Below are 14,371 nucleotides of genomic sequence, written 5' to 3'. Positions count from 1 at the left end.
AAAATCGCCCAACCGCAAATCGGGGATCAAACGGTGACATCTAAGTATTTGAATGTGTTGGTGAGCGCGCAGGGATTCGAACCCTGGACCTACTGATTAAAAGTCAGTTGCTCTACCGGCTGAGCTACGCGCTCCCTGTTGGAGCAAATCGCCCCCGGAAGTGCGGCGGAACATAAGGGTGGCTTACGGATTGGTCAACACCATAAAGTCAGGTTTCTCCAACATAAATTCAAAAAAATAACAGGTCAGGGATACTCTATCTCGCGCAACAGCTTCCAGATGCCGGTAAATAGGTCATTTTCACGTTTTTCTGAGGGCTTAGCAGCTTCAACAGAACAGCGATTCTGAACCGTATGGTGATAGAACGACGACTGCCGGGCCTTCCGGGCCGGACCTTGCCGCGTGGCCATGCTACAGCTAGGGTCGGGACCTGTTAATTTGTTGGAAGTGGCGCCTGAAATGACAAGAGCTGCTGGAGCGGCGAAGGGCGACTACATCCAAACAGCCAGCCTCGTGCCATTTTCACCAAATTAACAGGTTCTGCCCTAGCTTCATCGGAATGAACTAACGGCACGGTATTTCATGTCTCTGACCACCAAGGCATTCTTCCATTTCCGGCGCTCCTTATCCGGCGTTGGCATAGCGCTAGGCACCCTGTTTTTTGCTGCGGCGCTCACGCCGAGCCTCGTTCCACGCACCTACGTCATGCAGGGCATTCTCGGTGGCGTCGCGTTCGGATCAGGTTATGGCATTGGCGTGCTATGGCGCTGGCTCTGGCATTACCTGGAATTGCCCGAACCCCAAGACCGCCTGCGCAGCAGAGCCAATCTTGCCGTCGGCGTGGTCTGTCTCGCGGTGGCTGTCGTAGCCCTTTATTTTGCGGCAAGCTGGCAGAATTCGGTTCGAGCCGTCATGGACATGGAACCGGTGCCCAGCGCCTATCCGATGAGCGTTTCGGCTTTGGCAGTACTGACATTCCTCATTCTGTTGGTACTTGTTCGCCTTCTCATCCGGCTAGGGCGATTCGTCTCCGGGAAAGTGCAACTCGTCATGCCTCGCCGGGTAGCCAACGTCCTCGGCGTCACGATTACCGTGATCCTTGTCTGGACGATTGCCAACGGGCTGCTCATCCAGTCCGCGTTCAGGGTTCTGGATCGTTCCTTTCGCGAGTACGACGCTCTGATCGAGCCGGATCGCCCACAACCGACGGCACCGGGCAAAACCGGCAGTGCTGCCTCGCTTTTGCATTGGAACGAACTTGGGCGGGCTGGACGCGAATTTGTCTCCTCGGGCCCTGCCGCTTCCGACATCACGGCGATGACCGGAGAAAGGGCAATCGACCCCATACGGGTCTATGCGGGTCTGCAAGTCGCCGACACGCCGGAACAACGCGCGGAGCTTGCACTGGAAGAGCTGAAGCGGCAACGCGGCTTTGACCGTTCGGTACTGGTCGTCATCACGCCCACCGGAACAGGATGGGTTGACCCTGCAGCAATGGACGGTCTTGAGTTTCTGCACCATGGTGATGTGGCCAGCGTCGCCGTGCAGTATTCCTATCTTTCCAGCCCATTGTCGCTGCTCTTTCAGCCCGAATATGGAGCGGAAGCATCGCGGGCGTTGTTCATCGCCGTCTACAACTACTGGAAAAACCTGCCGCGGGACAGCCGACCTCGCCTGTATCTTTATGGCTTGAGCCTCGGTGCGATGAACTCGGAAATTTCGTCCGAGCTTTTCGAAATGCTTGATGACCCCATCAACGGCGCGCTATGGAGCGGCCCTCCTTTCCCCAGCCGCGACTGGAAAGCCATGACCAGACGGCGAAATCCGGGAACGCCGGAATGGTTGCCGGTGTTCAGGGACGGCTCCTTTGCGCGTTTCATGAACCAGTATGGTGAAGCCCCGGGAAATGGAACGCGGTGGGGCCCAATGCGTGTGGTTTATCTGCAATATGCCAGCGACCCGGTCACTTTCTTCGACACGCTGTCCTTCTACCGCCAGCCTGATTGGATGCAGGCACCGCGCGGGCCCGATGTGTCACCCGATCTGCGATGGTATCCGGTGGTAACCATGCTTCAACTCGCCCTCGACATGGCCTTTGGAACGGCCACACCGATCGGGCACGGGCATGTATATGCTCCTGAGCACTATGTCGACGCGTGGCTGGAAGTTACCGGCGTAACTGGCTGGGATGCGCACAATATCGCAAGGCTCAAGCAGTATCTGCGCCAGAAAATGGATGGGACAAACATCGAGGGCTATGAACAGCGCGGCGGATAAGAGCGCATCCCGAAAGGCGTGAAACCCATTCAACAGGATGCGCGCCCCACCGGATAGTCGGAGCCCCGCTGTTCTTTATTCACCGGTCAGTAATCGGGCGATTTCTGCGGCGTCTGGGAACTGTTCAGATTCAGCATCGGAATCGCTCCGTTGGGCAGCATTGTGGTCGGCAGTTGACCATCCCATTTCTCGGCCTGCGTCAATGCAACGAGACCCGGATTGTCGCGAAGTGCATCGCCACGCGCCTTGATGGCGGTTGCCTCCGCCTCGCCCTTCAGCCTGATCGCGTCAGCCTCGGCTTCCGCCTGAAGACGAACGGCATCCGCCTGCGCCTCTGCTTCGGCGCGGCGAGCATCTGCCTGCGCTTTTGCCTGCGTCACGGTGATTTCAGCCTGCACCTTTTCGCGCTCTGCATTCTGACGAAGCCGCTGCACTTCAACTTCGGCCAACATGCGCTGTTCGATGGACTGCTCATAAGAGTCCGAAAAGTCGATATTCTCGATCTGCACCGTGTCGATGATAACCGGACCGCGCACACTGTTCTGAATGGCCTGCGCAATTTCCTGATTGAGACGGCTTCGTTCCTGAATAGCCTCCACGGCATTGAATTTGCCGAAAACCGTCTTGCTTTCCTCGAAAACGCGCCGCTCTACAAGGCGGGACAGGAGCCCGTCTTCACCGCCATAGGTCGCGTAGACTTCTTCCACGCGGTCTGGCGGAATGCGATAGTTGACCGACAGGTTCATCGTGGCTGGTTGCTGGTCGCGGCTATAGGCTTCCATGCTGTTATAGATCGCAGCTTTGGATTGCACCGATATTCGTACGATAGAATCGATCACCGGAATTTTGAAACCGAGGCCGGGTTGTGCAACGCCGGAAACAGCACCGTAGCGCAAAACAACGCCACGCTCGCCTTCATCAATCGTGTACCAGGAACCAAGTACTACGCTCAATATACCGAGTAAAATTACACCGGCTATTGCTTTGGGTAAAATCGCGCGCATCCTGTCTCCTTTGGCGCTCTGTTGTAACAGAGGGGAACCGAAAGCTTTTCAACAAGCGCGCTGCCGGAACTCACCCCGACCGCCTTTTAGGGTGCACCGCCGTGAATGACAATTACTGGTGGTACAGATGATGAAGCTAGTCCACAAAAACAAAGCCGCCCTTGAAGGGCGGCTTCATTGTGTTCAGCAGTTTTCAACTATCAATATGGCGAATAACACTGCTGGCGGGGGCCGTTATACGGCTGAAAAGTATTATCCGAGGCCCTATATGAGCGATAACGATTATAGCACCACTGTACATGTGAATTGCTGTAACCATAAGCCGGTGCGCGATAGACTGGCGGGGGCGGTGGCGGCGGAGCGGCAATCGCACCACCGATGATTGCACCGGCGCCGAACGCAGCGAGCGGATACCACCAACCGTCATTATGCCGGCGATAGCCGTGGCGATAATAGCGGTCACCGCGATAACCATTCCAGTAACCCGGCCCCGGGCGGTATGGCCGGCCATGCCAGCCCGGACGAGGCCCCGGCCGATAGCCGCCCCAGTGCCCATGGCCCGGTCCGCGACGCCAGCGGTCATCCCGAACCTGTTGAACATGCTCGTTGCTCGCCGCAGGCGCAGTTGGCATGACGGGCGCAGCCGAGACCGGGACTATCGCGCCGATCAAAAAGCTCGCACCGACAAGGCCGACCATCATCTTTTTGAAGGTGTTCATCCTGTGCTTCTCCATTTCAATGATGCCATCATTGCCGTCTGTTTATGAATGTCCGCTGAACGTTGCGGGGAAAATCTGCCGGCTCCCTGTTTTCTCCCCGCAACGCGGCATGTTTCATGCGGCTTCTAACGGAGGAGACGACAATTGGTTCTCGCTATTCCATTATTTTCGTTAGCAAATTGCGAGACAATCGGATAACTTGCGTGAAGTAGGGCAGCTTGTAAGCGTTTTCAGGGAGTGGGGTTTGCATTGGCAACAAAAGCAGGGCCGTCCGTAAAAATTTTGGGAACATCTTTTTCCCAGGAAGCGGATCCTTTCACGGCGGCAGTTCAACTGACGCCCATGCCGATGCTCATCACCAATCCCCGCCTGCCCGATAACCCCATCGTCTTTGCCAACAAGGCCTTCCAGAACCTGACAGGCTATGAAGCCGATGAAATCATTGGGAAGAATTGCCGTTTCCTGCAAGGCCCCGGCACGGACCCGAAACATGTCGAGATGATCCGCGCGGCAATCGAAACGGAACAGTCGATCGATATCGATATTCTCAATTACAAGAAGTCAGGCGAACCATTCTGGAACCGGCTTCACATCTCCCCTGTCAAGACCGAAGCAGGCGAACTCCATCACTTCGTTTCATCACAGCTCGATGTGACCCTGGAACTCGGCAAGCTGGTCGAGCTGGAAAAAGAACGCGAAACGCTTTCGCTTGAAAAAGAGCGCAGCAACGATCAGCTGCAATATATCATCGAAGTGGCGAATGTTGGCTTCTGGACGCGGGATTATCATACGGGCGAAATCAGCTGTTCATCGGAATACAGGCGTATTTTCGGGCTGACGCCGGATGAGCCGGTCAACTATGACAAGATCATCGAAATGGTGGTGCTGGAAGACCGGATTGCACTGATCCAGCGGTCGCAGGAATCTTTCGCGACCGGCAAGTCTTTCCGGATGGAATATCGCATCACGAACAGGCTGGGTCAGGTGCGCTGGGTTGAAACCCGAGCCAAGGCACTGACGGGCAAGTCACCGACGCTTCTGGGTATCGTCATCGACGTCACGGAGCGCAAGAAAGCCGAAGCTGACAAGGCTTTGGTCACCCGCGAAATTTCACATCGGTTCAAGAACTCGATGGCGATGGTGCAATCCATCGCCAACCAGACCTTGCGGAACGCCACCGATCCGCAGACCGCGAACGAGTTGTTCAGCGAGCGGCTGCGCGCACTTAGCCAGGCCCACGACATGCTGCTGCGTGAGGACTGGACGGGCACCACGATCAACCAGATCTGCGACACCGCGCTTGCCCCTTTCAACAGCACGTTCGGTCATCGAATCCGTACCCATGGTCCGGCACTGGTGGTGAGCGACCGGGTAACCGTCTCCCTTTCACTGGGCCTGTATGAACTGGCAACCAACGCGGTGAAATACGGCGCGCTGTCCAACGAAAGCGGCACCGTCCAATTCGACTGGAATGTCGTTCAAAGGCAGGGCGAGCAGAAACTTCATATGCGCTGGATCGAAAGCGGCGGACCTCCAGTCGAACGTCCTGCCCGGCGAGGCTTTGGCCAGCGGCTGCTCTACTCCGTTCTCGCAGGCGAGTTGAAGGCAAAATGCGATATCGACTTCGCGCCGGGCGGACTGGTAATTGATGTCCTCGCTCCCATGACAGCGGATGTGTTTCCGCAACTCGAGGGCATTTCACGTTCGCAGGCTGAGTCCGTCTGATGAAAATGAGCAGCGAAAACGCTGCTCTTTTCTTCTTTAGTTGTGCGGGCCGCGACGGCGCGGCTCGATATATACGCGGTCACGATGACGGTGGCGATCATGGCGCCAGCGAGCACGGTCGCGTTCGCGATAATAGCGGGGTGAATGACGATCCCACCCGCGACGGTCATCGCGCCAGCGGCGATCCCAGACGCAGCGACCGCTTCGCGTACGAACCGCACCACGAGGGCAGCGATAATCAACCTGAATGGCAGAACCAGCGCCATGGGCACCGACAGCCGGTAGTGCGGCCGGAGCAACAGGCGTGGCCGCTTCAGCAACAGCAGTTAGCGCGAAAAGCGCGAGAGCCGCAGAAACCAACTTGAATTTCATTCCATTTTCCTTTTCAGAGCTGTCCAGAATTGGAATATCTTGCCCACAAATACCTAGGTCAGACAGGCGAGTGGTAAAGTCACTTAATCTTACGGCGAGCTATCAATCTCGACCCCGCCCCATCAAACGGGACGCCGCACACCACCTGCAATTTTGCTGGGGTATTTTTAAGAGAATCTGGATATCAGAAGCCAATTGAATTCGCATGCTATCCCTTGAAGCAAGGGAAGAGCTGCAGAATCTCCAATCCGCAAAGCCGATCCTGCGCCGGTTCACGTCCGGTAGCGGGCGGAGCTTTGCGGCTGTCGCAAGGAGCAGGAACATGGATCATTCGGCCTCTAAAATCGGCGCCATAAGGGGCGAGAAAACCGGTCTGGTTACGACCCAGATCGAATGGATCGAACTGGTCGGCGGCTTGCCGGAGCAAGATTCGCTCTTCCTTCGCGACCTGATCGGGCGGCACCGTGAGCAGTTCGTTGGTGTGTTCTATGATCGTCTGATGAGCAATCGTGATGCGGCAACTTTTCTGTCCCAGAAAATGGTCCAGGAGCGCCTGCACAACTCGCTGAGCGATTGGCTCCTGAAAATGTTCGAGAGAACGCCGGCGATGTTGACGCATTCATCCGTGAGCAGCGCAAGGTCGGCGAAGTCCACGCCCGCATCGACGTACCGATCCATGTCGTCATGCAGGGCGCGCGCCTGCTCAAGAACGAGATCGTCCGTCAGCTGAAGCTGGAAGTTGCCACACGCGAGGGTCTGGCGCGTCTGATCGTGCATGTCAGCAATGCAATCGACATTGCGATTGAAATCATGAGCCAGTCCTTCGTGAAAGACGCGCGCGAAAGCGCCCAGACCGACGAAGCCTATCGGGCCTTTACGCTGAGCCATGATTTTCCGCTTGAGCGAGAATCGCAACGTGCCGCACTCATGGAATGGAGCCAGTCGCTCCTTTTCAATCTCTATGGCAATCCCGACAGCCCGCTTCACACGCTGGCCAGCTCGGACTTCGGATTATGGTTGCAGCATAAGGCCGATCTCATGTTCTCCAATTCCTCGACGCTGGAAAATATCCGCCGGAATGTAGAACATATAGACAATGTGCTCCTTCCGGCCATCAACGGCGCCCGCAAAGATAACCCGACTGAACTCGCTGCCTCCCTGTCACTGTTCCAGACAAAGATCGGGGAAGTGAAGTTTCTGCTATCCGAACTTTTTCAGGCGGCTGCGGCCATGGAAACGGGCCGCGATCCTCTGACCCGCGCGCTCAATCGTCGTTTCATGCCCTCGATCCTGACCCGCGAAGTGCGCATGGCGTCCCAAAAGGCAATGGATTTAAGCGTTCTGATGATCGATATCGATCACTTCAAGAACATCAATGACACCTACGGGCACAGCAGTGGCGATGCGGTTCTTCAGCAGGTGGCCGAAACGATCCTTTCGCTCTGCCGCCCAAGCGATTTCGTGTTCCGCTATGGCGGCGAGGAATTTCTGGTCGCGCTTGTCGAAGCCGACGAGGACAAGGCATTTGCAATCGGCGAGGAACTGCGCAGACAGATAGCCCAACAACCTATGAACCTACCCGATGGCGCGCGTCAGTCTGTCACCCTGTCCATCGGTGTTGCGGCATTCAATGGTCATCCGGATTACAGCCACCTCGTGAACGCTGCTGACCGGGCGCTCTATCGCGCCAAGCAAGCCGGTCGCAATCGCTGTGAAAAGGAAGTACCGCTCGCGATTGATTGATTGCAGAGGCATTTTGACATCTGGCGATTACGCTGCAAAACCGCCATATGCTCCCATCATGACGAATAGCTCCGTTTCCCCCGTTTCCGATATTGCCTCACCAAAGCCGCGCGAGCGCAACGCGCTGGAGACGCGTTTTCTGCCGCAACAGGCAGATGCACCGCCGGTGGACTGGGTTGTCGCAGACGGGCTGACGGACTACGAGGAAGCACTTGCCTTCATGGAAGCGCGTGTGCAGGCCATTCGGGAAGGCACCGCTAACGAACTCGTATGGCTGGTCGAACATCCTTCGCTTTACACGGCAGGAACAAGCGCCAATGCAAGCGACCTGCTGGCGCCCGACAGCCTGCCCGTGTTCAACACGGGGCGCGGCGGGGAATATACCTATCACGGGCCAGGCCAGCGTGTTGCCTATGTGATGCTGGACCTGAAACGCCGCCGCGAGGATGTGCGTGCCTTCGTGACGGCGCTCGAACAATGGATCATCGAGAGCCTGGCCGAGTTCAACATCAAAGGCGAACGGCGTGAGGATCGCGTTGGCGTATGGGTAACGCGGCCTGAAAAGCCCCGCCTGGCCAATGGCGGCATGTGCGAAGACAAGATCGCGGCTATCGGCATCCGTCTGCGGCGCTGGGTGAGCTTCCACGGCATAGCCATCAATGTCGAACCGGATCTCAACCATTATTCCGGCATCGTGCCTTGCGGCATCTCCGAACATGGCGTTACCAGCCTTGTCGATCTGGGCTTGCCGGTGACGATGGGCGACATGGACGTCGCTTTGGGAAAGGCGTTCGAGACGGTATTCGGTCCGCGTCAGCTCAAATAGTTCTGCTCACGCCACTGCGTCGGCCTTCACCCGGCGCTCGCGCATGAAAACATAAAAACCCGATCCGACGATGATTGCGATACCGAGCCATTTCGATGGCGTCGGGAAATCGCCGAATACTATCAGGCCAACCAGAACCGCATTGACGATTTCAAGATACTGGAACGGCGCCAGCATGGATGCTGGTGCGAGCTTGAACGCCTGCACGACCATGAGGTGACTGACAGTGCCGATTGTTCCAAGAAGCAGCAGGAGCAGCCAGGGCTGGATGCCCTGCGGCAGCCCGAAACTCAGATCGCCAAGCCCCGCCGCAGTTCCATAGATCATGGCGAGCCCCGCAAACATCCAGCCGCCCACACCGGCATAAAACTGCATGACAAGCGGGCTTTCCTTCGCACCGTATTTGCGATTCAAAATGAGATAGATCGCAAAAGTTACGGCGGTCGCGAGCGGCAGAAGCGAGACCGCGCCGAAAATCTCGAAACTCGGCTGGATTACTATCATCGTCCCGATGAGACCGATACCGACAGCACTGAATCTTCTCCAGCCCACTTTCTCCTTCAGGAAAATGGCCGAAAACAGCGTCAGAATAAGAGGCTCGGCAAAGAAGACGGCCATCGCATCGGCCAGCGGCATATACTTGACTGCCGTAAAGAAGCAGAGCCCGCCAAACCCCATCAGCGCACCGCGAATGAGGTTGCCTGCCAGATGCTGCGTTCGCAACGCTGCAAAGCCGCCGACCATGAGCAGGATGAAGAACATCAGCCAGCACTGAACGAAGAAGCGCATGAAGGTCACGGTTGCCGGAGGCATATGGTCTGCCATGGCGAGCCACTTGCCGATGGCATCCATCAGCGGCAGCAGAAGCACCGAGAGCACCATGATCGCCATGCCTTTTACGTGCGCTTCCATGCCGCCTGTCGCGCTGCTCTGCATTTCAAACTCTCGGTATCTGGAATGTCCCCGCTATGGCTCTATGCGAACTGCCGCAGCGTTTCCATCCAATTTGACCGGAATTGCCCCGCTTGTTTGACTTTCGACCGCTTTCTGGTGCAAATCAGTTCCGTTCTGGACAAAACCCTTTGAAAAAGCCGTGCGCAAACGGAACGTAAGGCGAACTTTAGTCGCCTTTCGCGAGCGCGCGTGGCATCATTCAAGTGATTCGCGAACAGTATTTTCCGGTCTTTGGCGAGCAGGCTCGACAGCGGCCTCCTGAAATTCAGATAGAGAGCTTTTCGGAACAAATGGACGATAGCAACGATCTCTTCTCGAGAGTGGTCAACAATGCCCGGGCCCGAGAACAGGAACAGGGGCGACAGAGCGAAAAACCTGTGGCGCCGCAACCTGTTGCGCAGCCGGTGGCAGCGCCGTCGCTCTCTGTTCCAAAGCCGGTAACCGCCAAGGCGCCGCCTGCTTCATCGGCAGGCGATGACTATAATGCTTCGTCCATCCGTGTTCTGGAGGGTCTGGAACCCGTACGCCTGCGCCCCGGCATGTATATTGGCGGCACGGACGAAAAGGCGCTGCATCACCTCTTCGCCGAAGTCATCGACAACTCGATGGACGAGGCGGTGGCGGGACACGCCAATTTCATCGAAGTCAGTTTCGACGCCGACGGATTTGTCACCGTTTCGGACAATGGGCGCGGCATTCCAGTGGACGAACATCCCCAGGTGCCGGGAAAATCCACGCTCGAAGTCATCATGACCAAGCTGCATGCTGGCGGCAAATTCGACGGCAAGGCTTATGAAACGTCAGGCGGCCTGCATGGCGTGGGTGTTTCGGTGGTGAATGCCCTTTCGGACGTGCTTGAAGTGGAAGTGGCGCGCAATCGCCGTCTTTATCGGCAGCGTTTCTCGCGCGGTATTCCGCAGGGCGGACTGGAAGATGTCGGCGAAGTGCATAACCGTCGCGGCACCCGTGTCCGTTTCCACCCGGACCCTGATATCTTCGGGAAAACGGCGCAGTTCGATCCGCATCGTCTCTATCGCATGGCGCGCTCGAAGGCCTATCTGTTCGGCGGGGTTGAAATCCGCTGGAACTGCGATCCTTCCCTCCTCGACCCGAAGAAGGAAACGCCGGAGAAGGCGGTGTTCCACTTCCCCGGCGGCCTGAAAGACTATCTCGAGGCATCGCTTGGCAAGGAACATCAGGTCACGCGCGAGGTTTTCGCAGGCAAGACCGAAAAGCAGGGTGGCCACGGCGCGGTTGAATGGGCCGTTTCATGGTTTGGCGGCGACGGTTTCGTCCATTCCTATTGCAACACCATCCCAACCGGCGATGGCGGCACCCATGAGGCAGGCTTGCGCATTGCGCTGACACGCGGCCTGAAAGCCTATGCGGAACTGACCAACAATAAACGCGCCTCGATCATCACCACTGACGACGTGATGGTGTCGGCGGCGGGAATGCTGTCGGTCTTCATCCGCGAGCCGGAATTTGTCGGCCAGACCAAGGACAAGCTTGCCACCGTCGAAGCGCAGCGCATCGTGGAAAATGCAATCCGTGATCCGTTCGATCACTGGCTGACGGCTTCTCCGCAGGAGGCGTCCCGCCTCCTGGAATGGGTGATCGACCGCGCGGATGAGCGTTTGCGCCGCCGTCAGGAAAAGGAAACTGTCCGCAAAAGCGCGACGCGCAAGCTGCGCCTGCCGGGCAAGCTCGCCGATTGCACCCAGAACGCGGCCGCCGGGGCGGAACTGTTCATCGTCGAAGGTGACTCGGCAGGCGGTTCGGCCAAGCAGGCACGCAATCGCGCCAACCAGGCCATTTTGCCGTTGCGCGGCAAGATTCTGAACGTTGCCAGCGCAGGACGCGAGAAGCTGACGGCGAACCAGCAGATTGCAGATCTCATTCAGGCTCTTGGTTGCGGCACACGCAAGAACTATCGGGAAGACGATCTGCGCTATGATCGCGTCATCGTCATGACCGATGCTGACGTCGACGGTGCGCATATTGCATCCCTGCTCATCACATTCTTCTATCAGGAAATGCCGGACCTGATCCGCAACGGCCACCTCTATCTGGCAGTGCCTCCGCTTTTCCGCTTGAGCCAGGGCGGAAAGGTCGCCTATGCGCGTGATGAAGCGCATAAGGATGAGCTTCTGCGCACCATGTTTACCGGACGGGGCAAGGTGGAAATAGGCCGTTTCAAAGGCCTTGGCGAAATGCGCGCCGAACAGCTCAAGGAAACGACCATGGACCCTAAGAAGCGAACGCTTTTGCGTGTCCAGGTGGACGAAGAATATGTCGATGAAACCCGCAACACGGTCGATGAACTGATGGGCACCAAGCCGGAAGCTCGTTTCCGTTTCATTCAGGACCGTGCGGCTTTTGTCGAAGAGTTGGATATTTAGAGCACGTTTCCAGAAAGCCTGAACTGCTCGCGTCCCATGAACGGCAACCCGCAAGCGCGATGCCGTTCATTCTCTTTTTCAATAAAACTGTTTAAGCCATTGTTAAAATGAAGCTTCAAGCTTTCACATCGATGCCGAGCTTGGCTTCAATTTCCTCAATCGATTCCTTGACGAAGAATGTCTGGTCCGTGCTCAGCGTCACAATACGCGTGCCGGTTCCATAAGTATTGTAGCACAAAACATGATTGAAATTCACGGCGAGCTTCTCCCCGTTTACTTCCGTCAGCATGATCCACATCGCTTGCCCTCCTCCTAGTGTATTCACTCTCAAGAAGGATAGGCGCGACAGAACGTTCGGCAATGGTTGCGACAAGCTGGCTTCAAAGCTTTGCGCGCATTCTCACCTTTTCAACCTGTTTCCTGAAGCTTTCCGACCACTCCTCTCCCTGCCACTCGATCCGGAAACCAACCTTTTCATAAAGATAGATCGCGGGGAGATTATCCGCATGCGTCCCGATCACTGCTTCATCGAAGCCGTCGAACAGGAGTTGCGCCATCAGGGCATCAAGAAGCTGTCCGCCAATTCCCTGCCCGTGGCAGGGCGGATCGACCCATAGGTCGGAAATGTAATTGCTTCGCGGCACTCTCGCACCCCAGCCCGCAATAGTTCCGCCCTTTTCGGCAGTCAACACACCATCCGCATTCTCTTGAAGGTCGTGCAGGAATTTGGCTTCCAGCGCGTGCTGCCGATCAGCGGTAAGTTCCACGCCACGAGCCGCAATCCGCCACGCCCTGACTGCCAAGGCGGCCATAGAAGCAAATTCGCCGGGGAAGCCCCGGCGAATAAGAAGATCGGATTTTACCACCATTTTGCCGGAGTAAACCGTCCGGCTGCCTGTTCGATGGCGTGTGCCGCCTGGAACAGCGTCTCTTCCTCGAACGGGCGTCCGATGAGCTGAAGGCCAAGTGGCAGGCCGTGGTCATTGACGCCCGCAGGCACGGCAATGCCCGGCAGGCCGGCCATGTTGACAGTCACCGTGAAGATGTCATTGAGGTACATCTTTACCGGATCGTTGGCGAGATCCTCATCGGCTAGGCCAAAAGCAGCCGATGGCGTCGCTGGCGTCAGGATCGCGTGGACGCCCTTGGCGAATGCGTCCTCGAAGTCCTTCTTGATCAATGTCCGTACCTTCTGCGCACGCAGATAGTAGGCATCGTAATAGCCAGCCGAGAGAACGTAAGTGCCAATCATGATGCGGCGCTTAACTTCCTTGCCGAAGCCCGCCGCGCGGGTCTGTTCGTACATGTCGGCAATGTCCTTGCCTGGCACACGCAGACCATAACGCACACCGTCATAACGGGCGAGGTTCGAGGACGCCTCCGCAGGCGCGACTATATAATAGGCGGCCAGCGCATATTTCGTGTGCGGCAGCGAAATATCGACAATTTCCGCACCAGCATCCTTCAGATACTGAATGCCCTTCTGCCAGAGTTCCTCGATTTCGCCAGGCATGCCATCGACGCGATATTCCTTCGGAATGCCGATCTTCATGCCCTTGAGCGATTTGCCGAGGGCAGCTTCGTAATCCGGAACAGGCAGATCGACGGACGTGGTGTCCTTGAGATCAAGCGAAGCCATCGATTTCAGCAGGATAGCCGCATCGCGCACGTCGCGGGCGATCGGCCCGGCCTGATCGAGCGAGGATGCGAAGGCCACCGTGCCCCAACGCGACACGCGGCCATAAGTCGGCTTGATGCCAACCGTGCCGGTGAAAGCCGCTGGCTGACGGATCGAGCCGCCTGTGTCGGTTGCAGTCGCGCCAGCGCAAAGCTGCGCTGCAACCGCGGCAGCCGAACCGCCCGACGAACCACCCGGTACCAGGTCGGCATTGGAACCCTTGGCCCGCCATGGATTCTTGACCGCGCCATAATAGGACGTTTCGTTGGACGAGCCCATGGCGAATTCGTCCATATTGAGCTTGCCGAGCATAACCGCGCCATCCGACCACAAATTGGCGGTGACGGTCGATTCATATTCCGGCTTGAAACCGTCGAGAATGTGGGAGCAGGCCTGCGTATGCACACCCTTGGTCGCAAACAAGTCCTTCACGCCCAGCGGAATGCCTTCCAATGCGCCCGCCTCGCCCTTGGCGATGCGCTCATCCGAAGCCTTCGCCATCGAACGCGCCTGATCGTGTGTCACCTTCACGTAAGCGTTGATGGTGTCATTCGCAGAGTCGATAGCTGAAAGATAGGCGTCGGTCAGTTCGGTCGCTGTGATGGCTTTGGCCTTCAGCTTGTCGCGCGCCTCGGCAATGGTCAGTGCGGTCAGTTCGCTCATCGTCAAAT

14 protein-coding genes and 1 tRNA gene are annotated in these 14,371 nt (G+C 57.1%); 6 read left to right on the top strand and 9 right to left on the bottom strand.

What is annotated here, in order from left to right:
* Positions 1-58: 58 nt before the first annotated feature.
* A tRNA-Lys gene (locus tag ACS5UA_RS08980) sits at positions 59-134 on the bottom strand.
* Positions 135-582: 448 nt separating this feature from the next.
* Here ACS5UA_RS08980 and ACS5UA_RS08975 point away from each other — a divergent pair.
* Positions 583-2,277: an alpha/beta hydrolase gene (locus ACS5UA_RS08975; RefSeq protein WP_006468918.1), complete on the top strand. Its 1,695-nt coding sequence runs from the start codon at positions 583-585 to the stop codon at positions 2,275-2,277.
* A gap of 86 nt (positions 2,278-2,363) precedes the next feature.
* Here ACS5UA_RS08975 and ACS5UA_RS08970 read toward each other — a convergent pair whose 3' ends face one another.
* Together ACS5UA_RS08970 and ACS5UA_RS08965 are read right to left on the bottom strand one after the other, a co-directional pair.
* A complete protein-coding gene (locus tag ACS5UA_RS08970) occupies positions 2,364-3,281 on the bottom strand; it encodes a prohibitin family protein (RefSeq protein WP_006468919.1) in 918 nt (305 codons plus the stop codon).
* A 200-nt stretch (positions 3,282-3,481) separates the two neighbouring features.
* A complete protein-coding gene (locus tag ACS5UA_RS08965) occupies positions 3,482-4,000 on the bottom strand; it encodes a BA14K family protein (protein WP_006471381.1) in 519 nt (172 codons plus the stop codon).
* Between the two features lie 282 nt (positions 4,001-4,282).
* Here ACS5UA_RS08965 and ACS5UA_RS08960 point away from each other — a divergent pair, with 282 nt between their 5' ends.
* On the top strand, positions 4,283-5,725 hold the full coding sequence (locus tag ACS5UA_RS08960; protein WP_036565014.1) for a PAS domain S-box protein: 1,443 nt from the start codon (positions 4,283-4,285) through the stop codon (positions 5,723-5,725).
* A 36-nt stretch (positions 5,726-5,761) separates the two neighbouring features.
* On the opposite strand, the gene ACS5UA_RS08955 is transcribed toward ACS5UA_RS08960, so the two are convergent.
* A complete protein-coding gene (locus ACS5UA_RS08955) occupies positions 5,762-6,097 on the bottom strand; it encodes a hypothetical protein (protein WP_006468922.1) in 336 nt (111 codons plus the stop codon).
* A 208-nt stretch (positions 6,098-6,305) separates the two neighbouring features.
* The gene (locus ACS5UA_RS08950; protein WP_443101273.1) at positions 6,306-6,656 is read right to left on the bottom strand and encodes a hypothetical protein; all 351 of its coding nucleotides are present in this window, start codon (positions 6,654-6,656) and stop codon (positions 6,306-6,308) included.
* On the opposite strand from ACS5UA_RS08950, the gene ACS5UA_RS08945 reads away from it, so the two are divergent.
* The 3 genes from ACS5UA_RS08945 to lipB are packed head-to-tail and all read left to right on the top strand — an operon-like array spanning position 6,597 to position 8,666.
* Complete coding sequence (locus ACS5UA_RS08945; protein WP_443101272.1) at positions 6,597-6,827, top strand: hypothetical protein; 231 nt, start codon at positions 6,597-6,599, stop codon at positions 6,825-6,827. The genes ACS5UA_RS08950 and ACS5UA_RS08945 overlap by 60 nt on opposite strands.
* Positions 6,719-7,840, top strand: a complete 1,122-nt coding sequence (locus ACS5UA_RS08940; protein WP_443101271.1) for a diguanylate cyclase — start codon at positions 6,719-6,721, stop codon at positions 7,838-7,840. Before ACS5UA_RS08945 ends, ACS5UA_RS08940 begins: the two co-directional genes overlap by 109 nt.
* 58 nt (positions 7,841-7,898) lie before the next feature.
* Positions 7,899-8,666 (top strand): lipoyl(octanoyl) transferase LipB, encoded by a 768-nt coding sequence (gene lipB / locus ACS5UA_RS08935; protein ID WP_050791023.1) that lies wholly within the window; start codon positions 7,899-7,901, stop codon positions 8,664-8,666.
* A gap of 6 nt (positions 8,667-8,672) precedes the next feature.
* On the opposite strand, the gene ACS5UA_RS08930 is transcribed toward lipB, so the two are convergent.
* Positions 8,673-9,602 carry a DMT family transporter gene (locus ACS5UA_RS08930; RefSeq protein WP_006468924.1) on the bottom strand — a complete coding sequence of 310 codons (930 nt, stop codon included), beginning with the start codon at positions 9,600-9,602 and terminating at the stop codon, positions 8,673-8,675.
* Positions 9,603-9,910: 308 nt separating this feature from the next.
* Here ACS5UA_RS08930 and parE point away from each other — a divergent pair, with 308 nt between their 5' ends.
* Positions 9,911-12,022 carry a DNA topoisomerase IV subunit B gene (gene parE / locus ACS5UA_RS08925; protein WP_006471386.1) on the top strand — a complete coding sequence of 704 codons (2,112 nt, stop codon included), beginning with the start codon at positions 9,911-9,913 and terminating at the stop codon, positions 12,020-12,022.
* A gap of 115 nt (positions 12,023-12,137) precedes the next feature.
* Here the strand turns inward: parE and ACS5UA_RS08920 are convergent, their stop codons facing one another.
* From ACS5UA_RS08920 to gatA, 3 genes are all read right to left on the bottom strand, one after another.
* A complete protein-coding gene (locus tag ACS5UA_RS08920) occupies positions 12,138-12,320 on the bottom strand; it encodes a hypothetical protein (protein ID WP_006471387.1) in 183 nt (60 codons plus the stop codon).
* 82 nt (positions 12,321-12,402) lie between these two features.
* Positions 12,403-12,834: a GNAT family N-acetyltransferase gene (locus ACS5UA_RS08915; RefSeq protein ID WP_235691677.1), complete on the bottom strand. Its 432-nt coding sequence runs from the start codon at positions 12,832-12,834 to the stop codon at positions 12,403-12,405.
* 47 nt (positions 12,835-12,881) lie between these two features.
* Positions 12,882-14,363, bottom strand: coding sequence for an Asp-tRNA(Asn)/Glu-tRNA(Gln) amidotransferase subunit GatA (gene gatA, locus ACS5UA_RS08910; RefSeq protein WP_006471388.1), 1,482 nt, complete (start codon positions 14,361-14,363; stop codon positions 12,882-12,884).
* Between the last annotated feature and the right edge of the window lie 8 nt (positions 14,364-14,371).

The sequence above is a fragment of the Brucella sp. RRSP16 genome (genome assembly GCF_052246815.1).
Taxonomy (GTDB): Bacteria; Pseudomonadota; Alphaproteobacteria; order Rhizobiales; family Rhizobiaceae; genus Brucella; species Brucella intermedia.
This window is presented reverse-complemented; position numbering and strand designations above follow the sequence as displayed.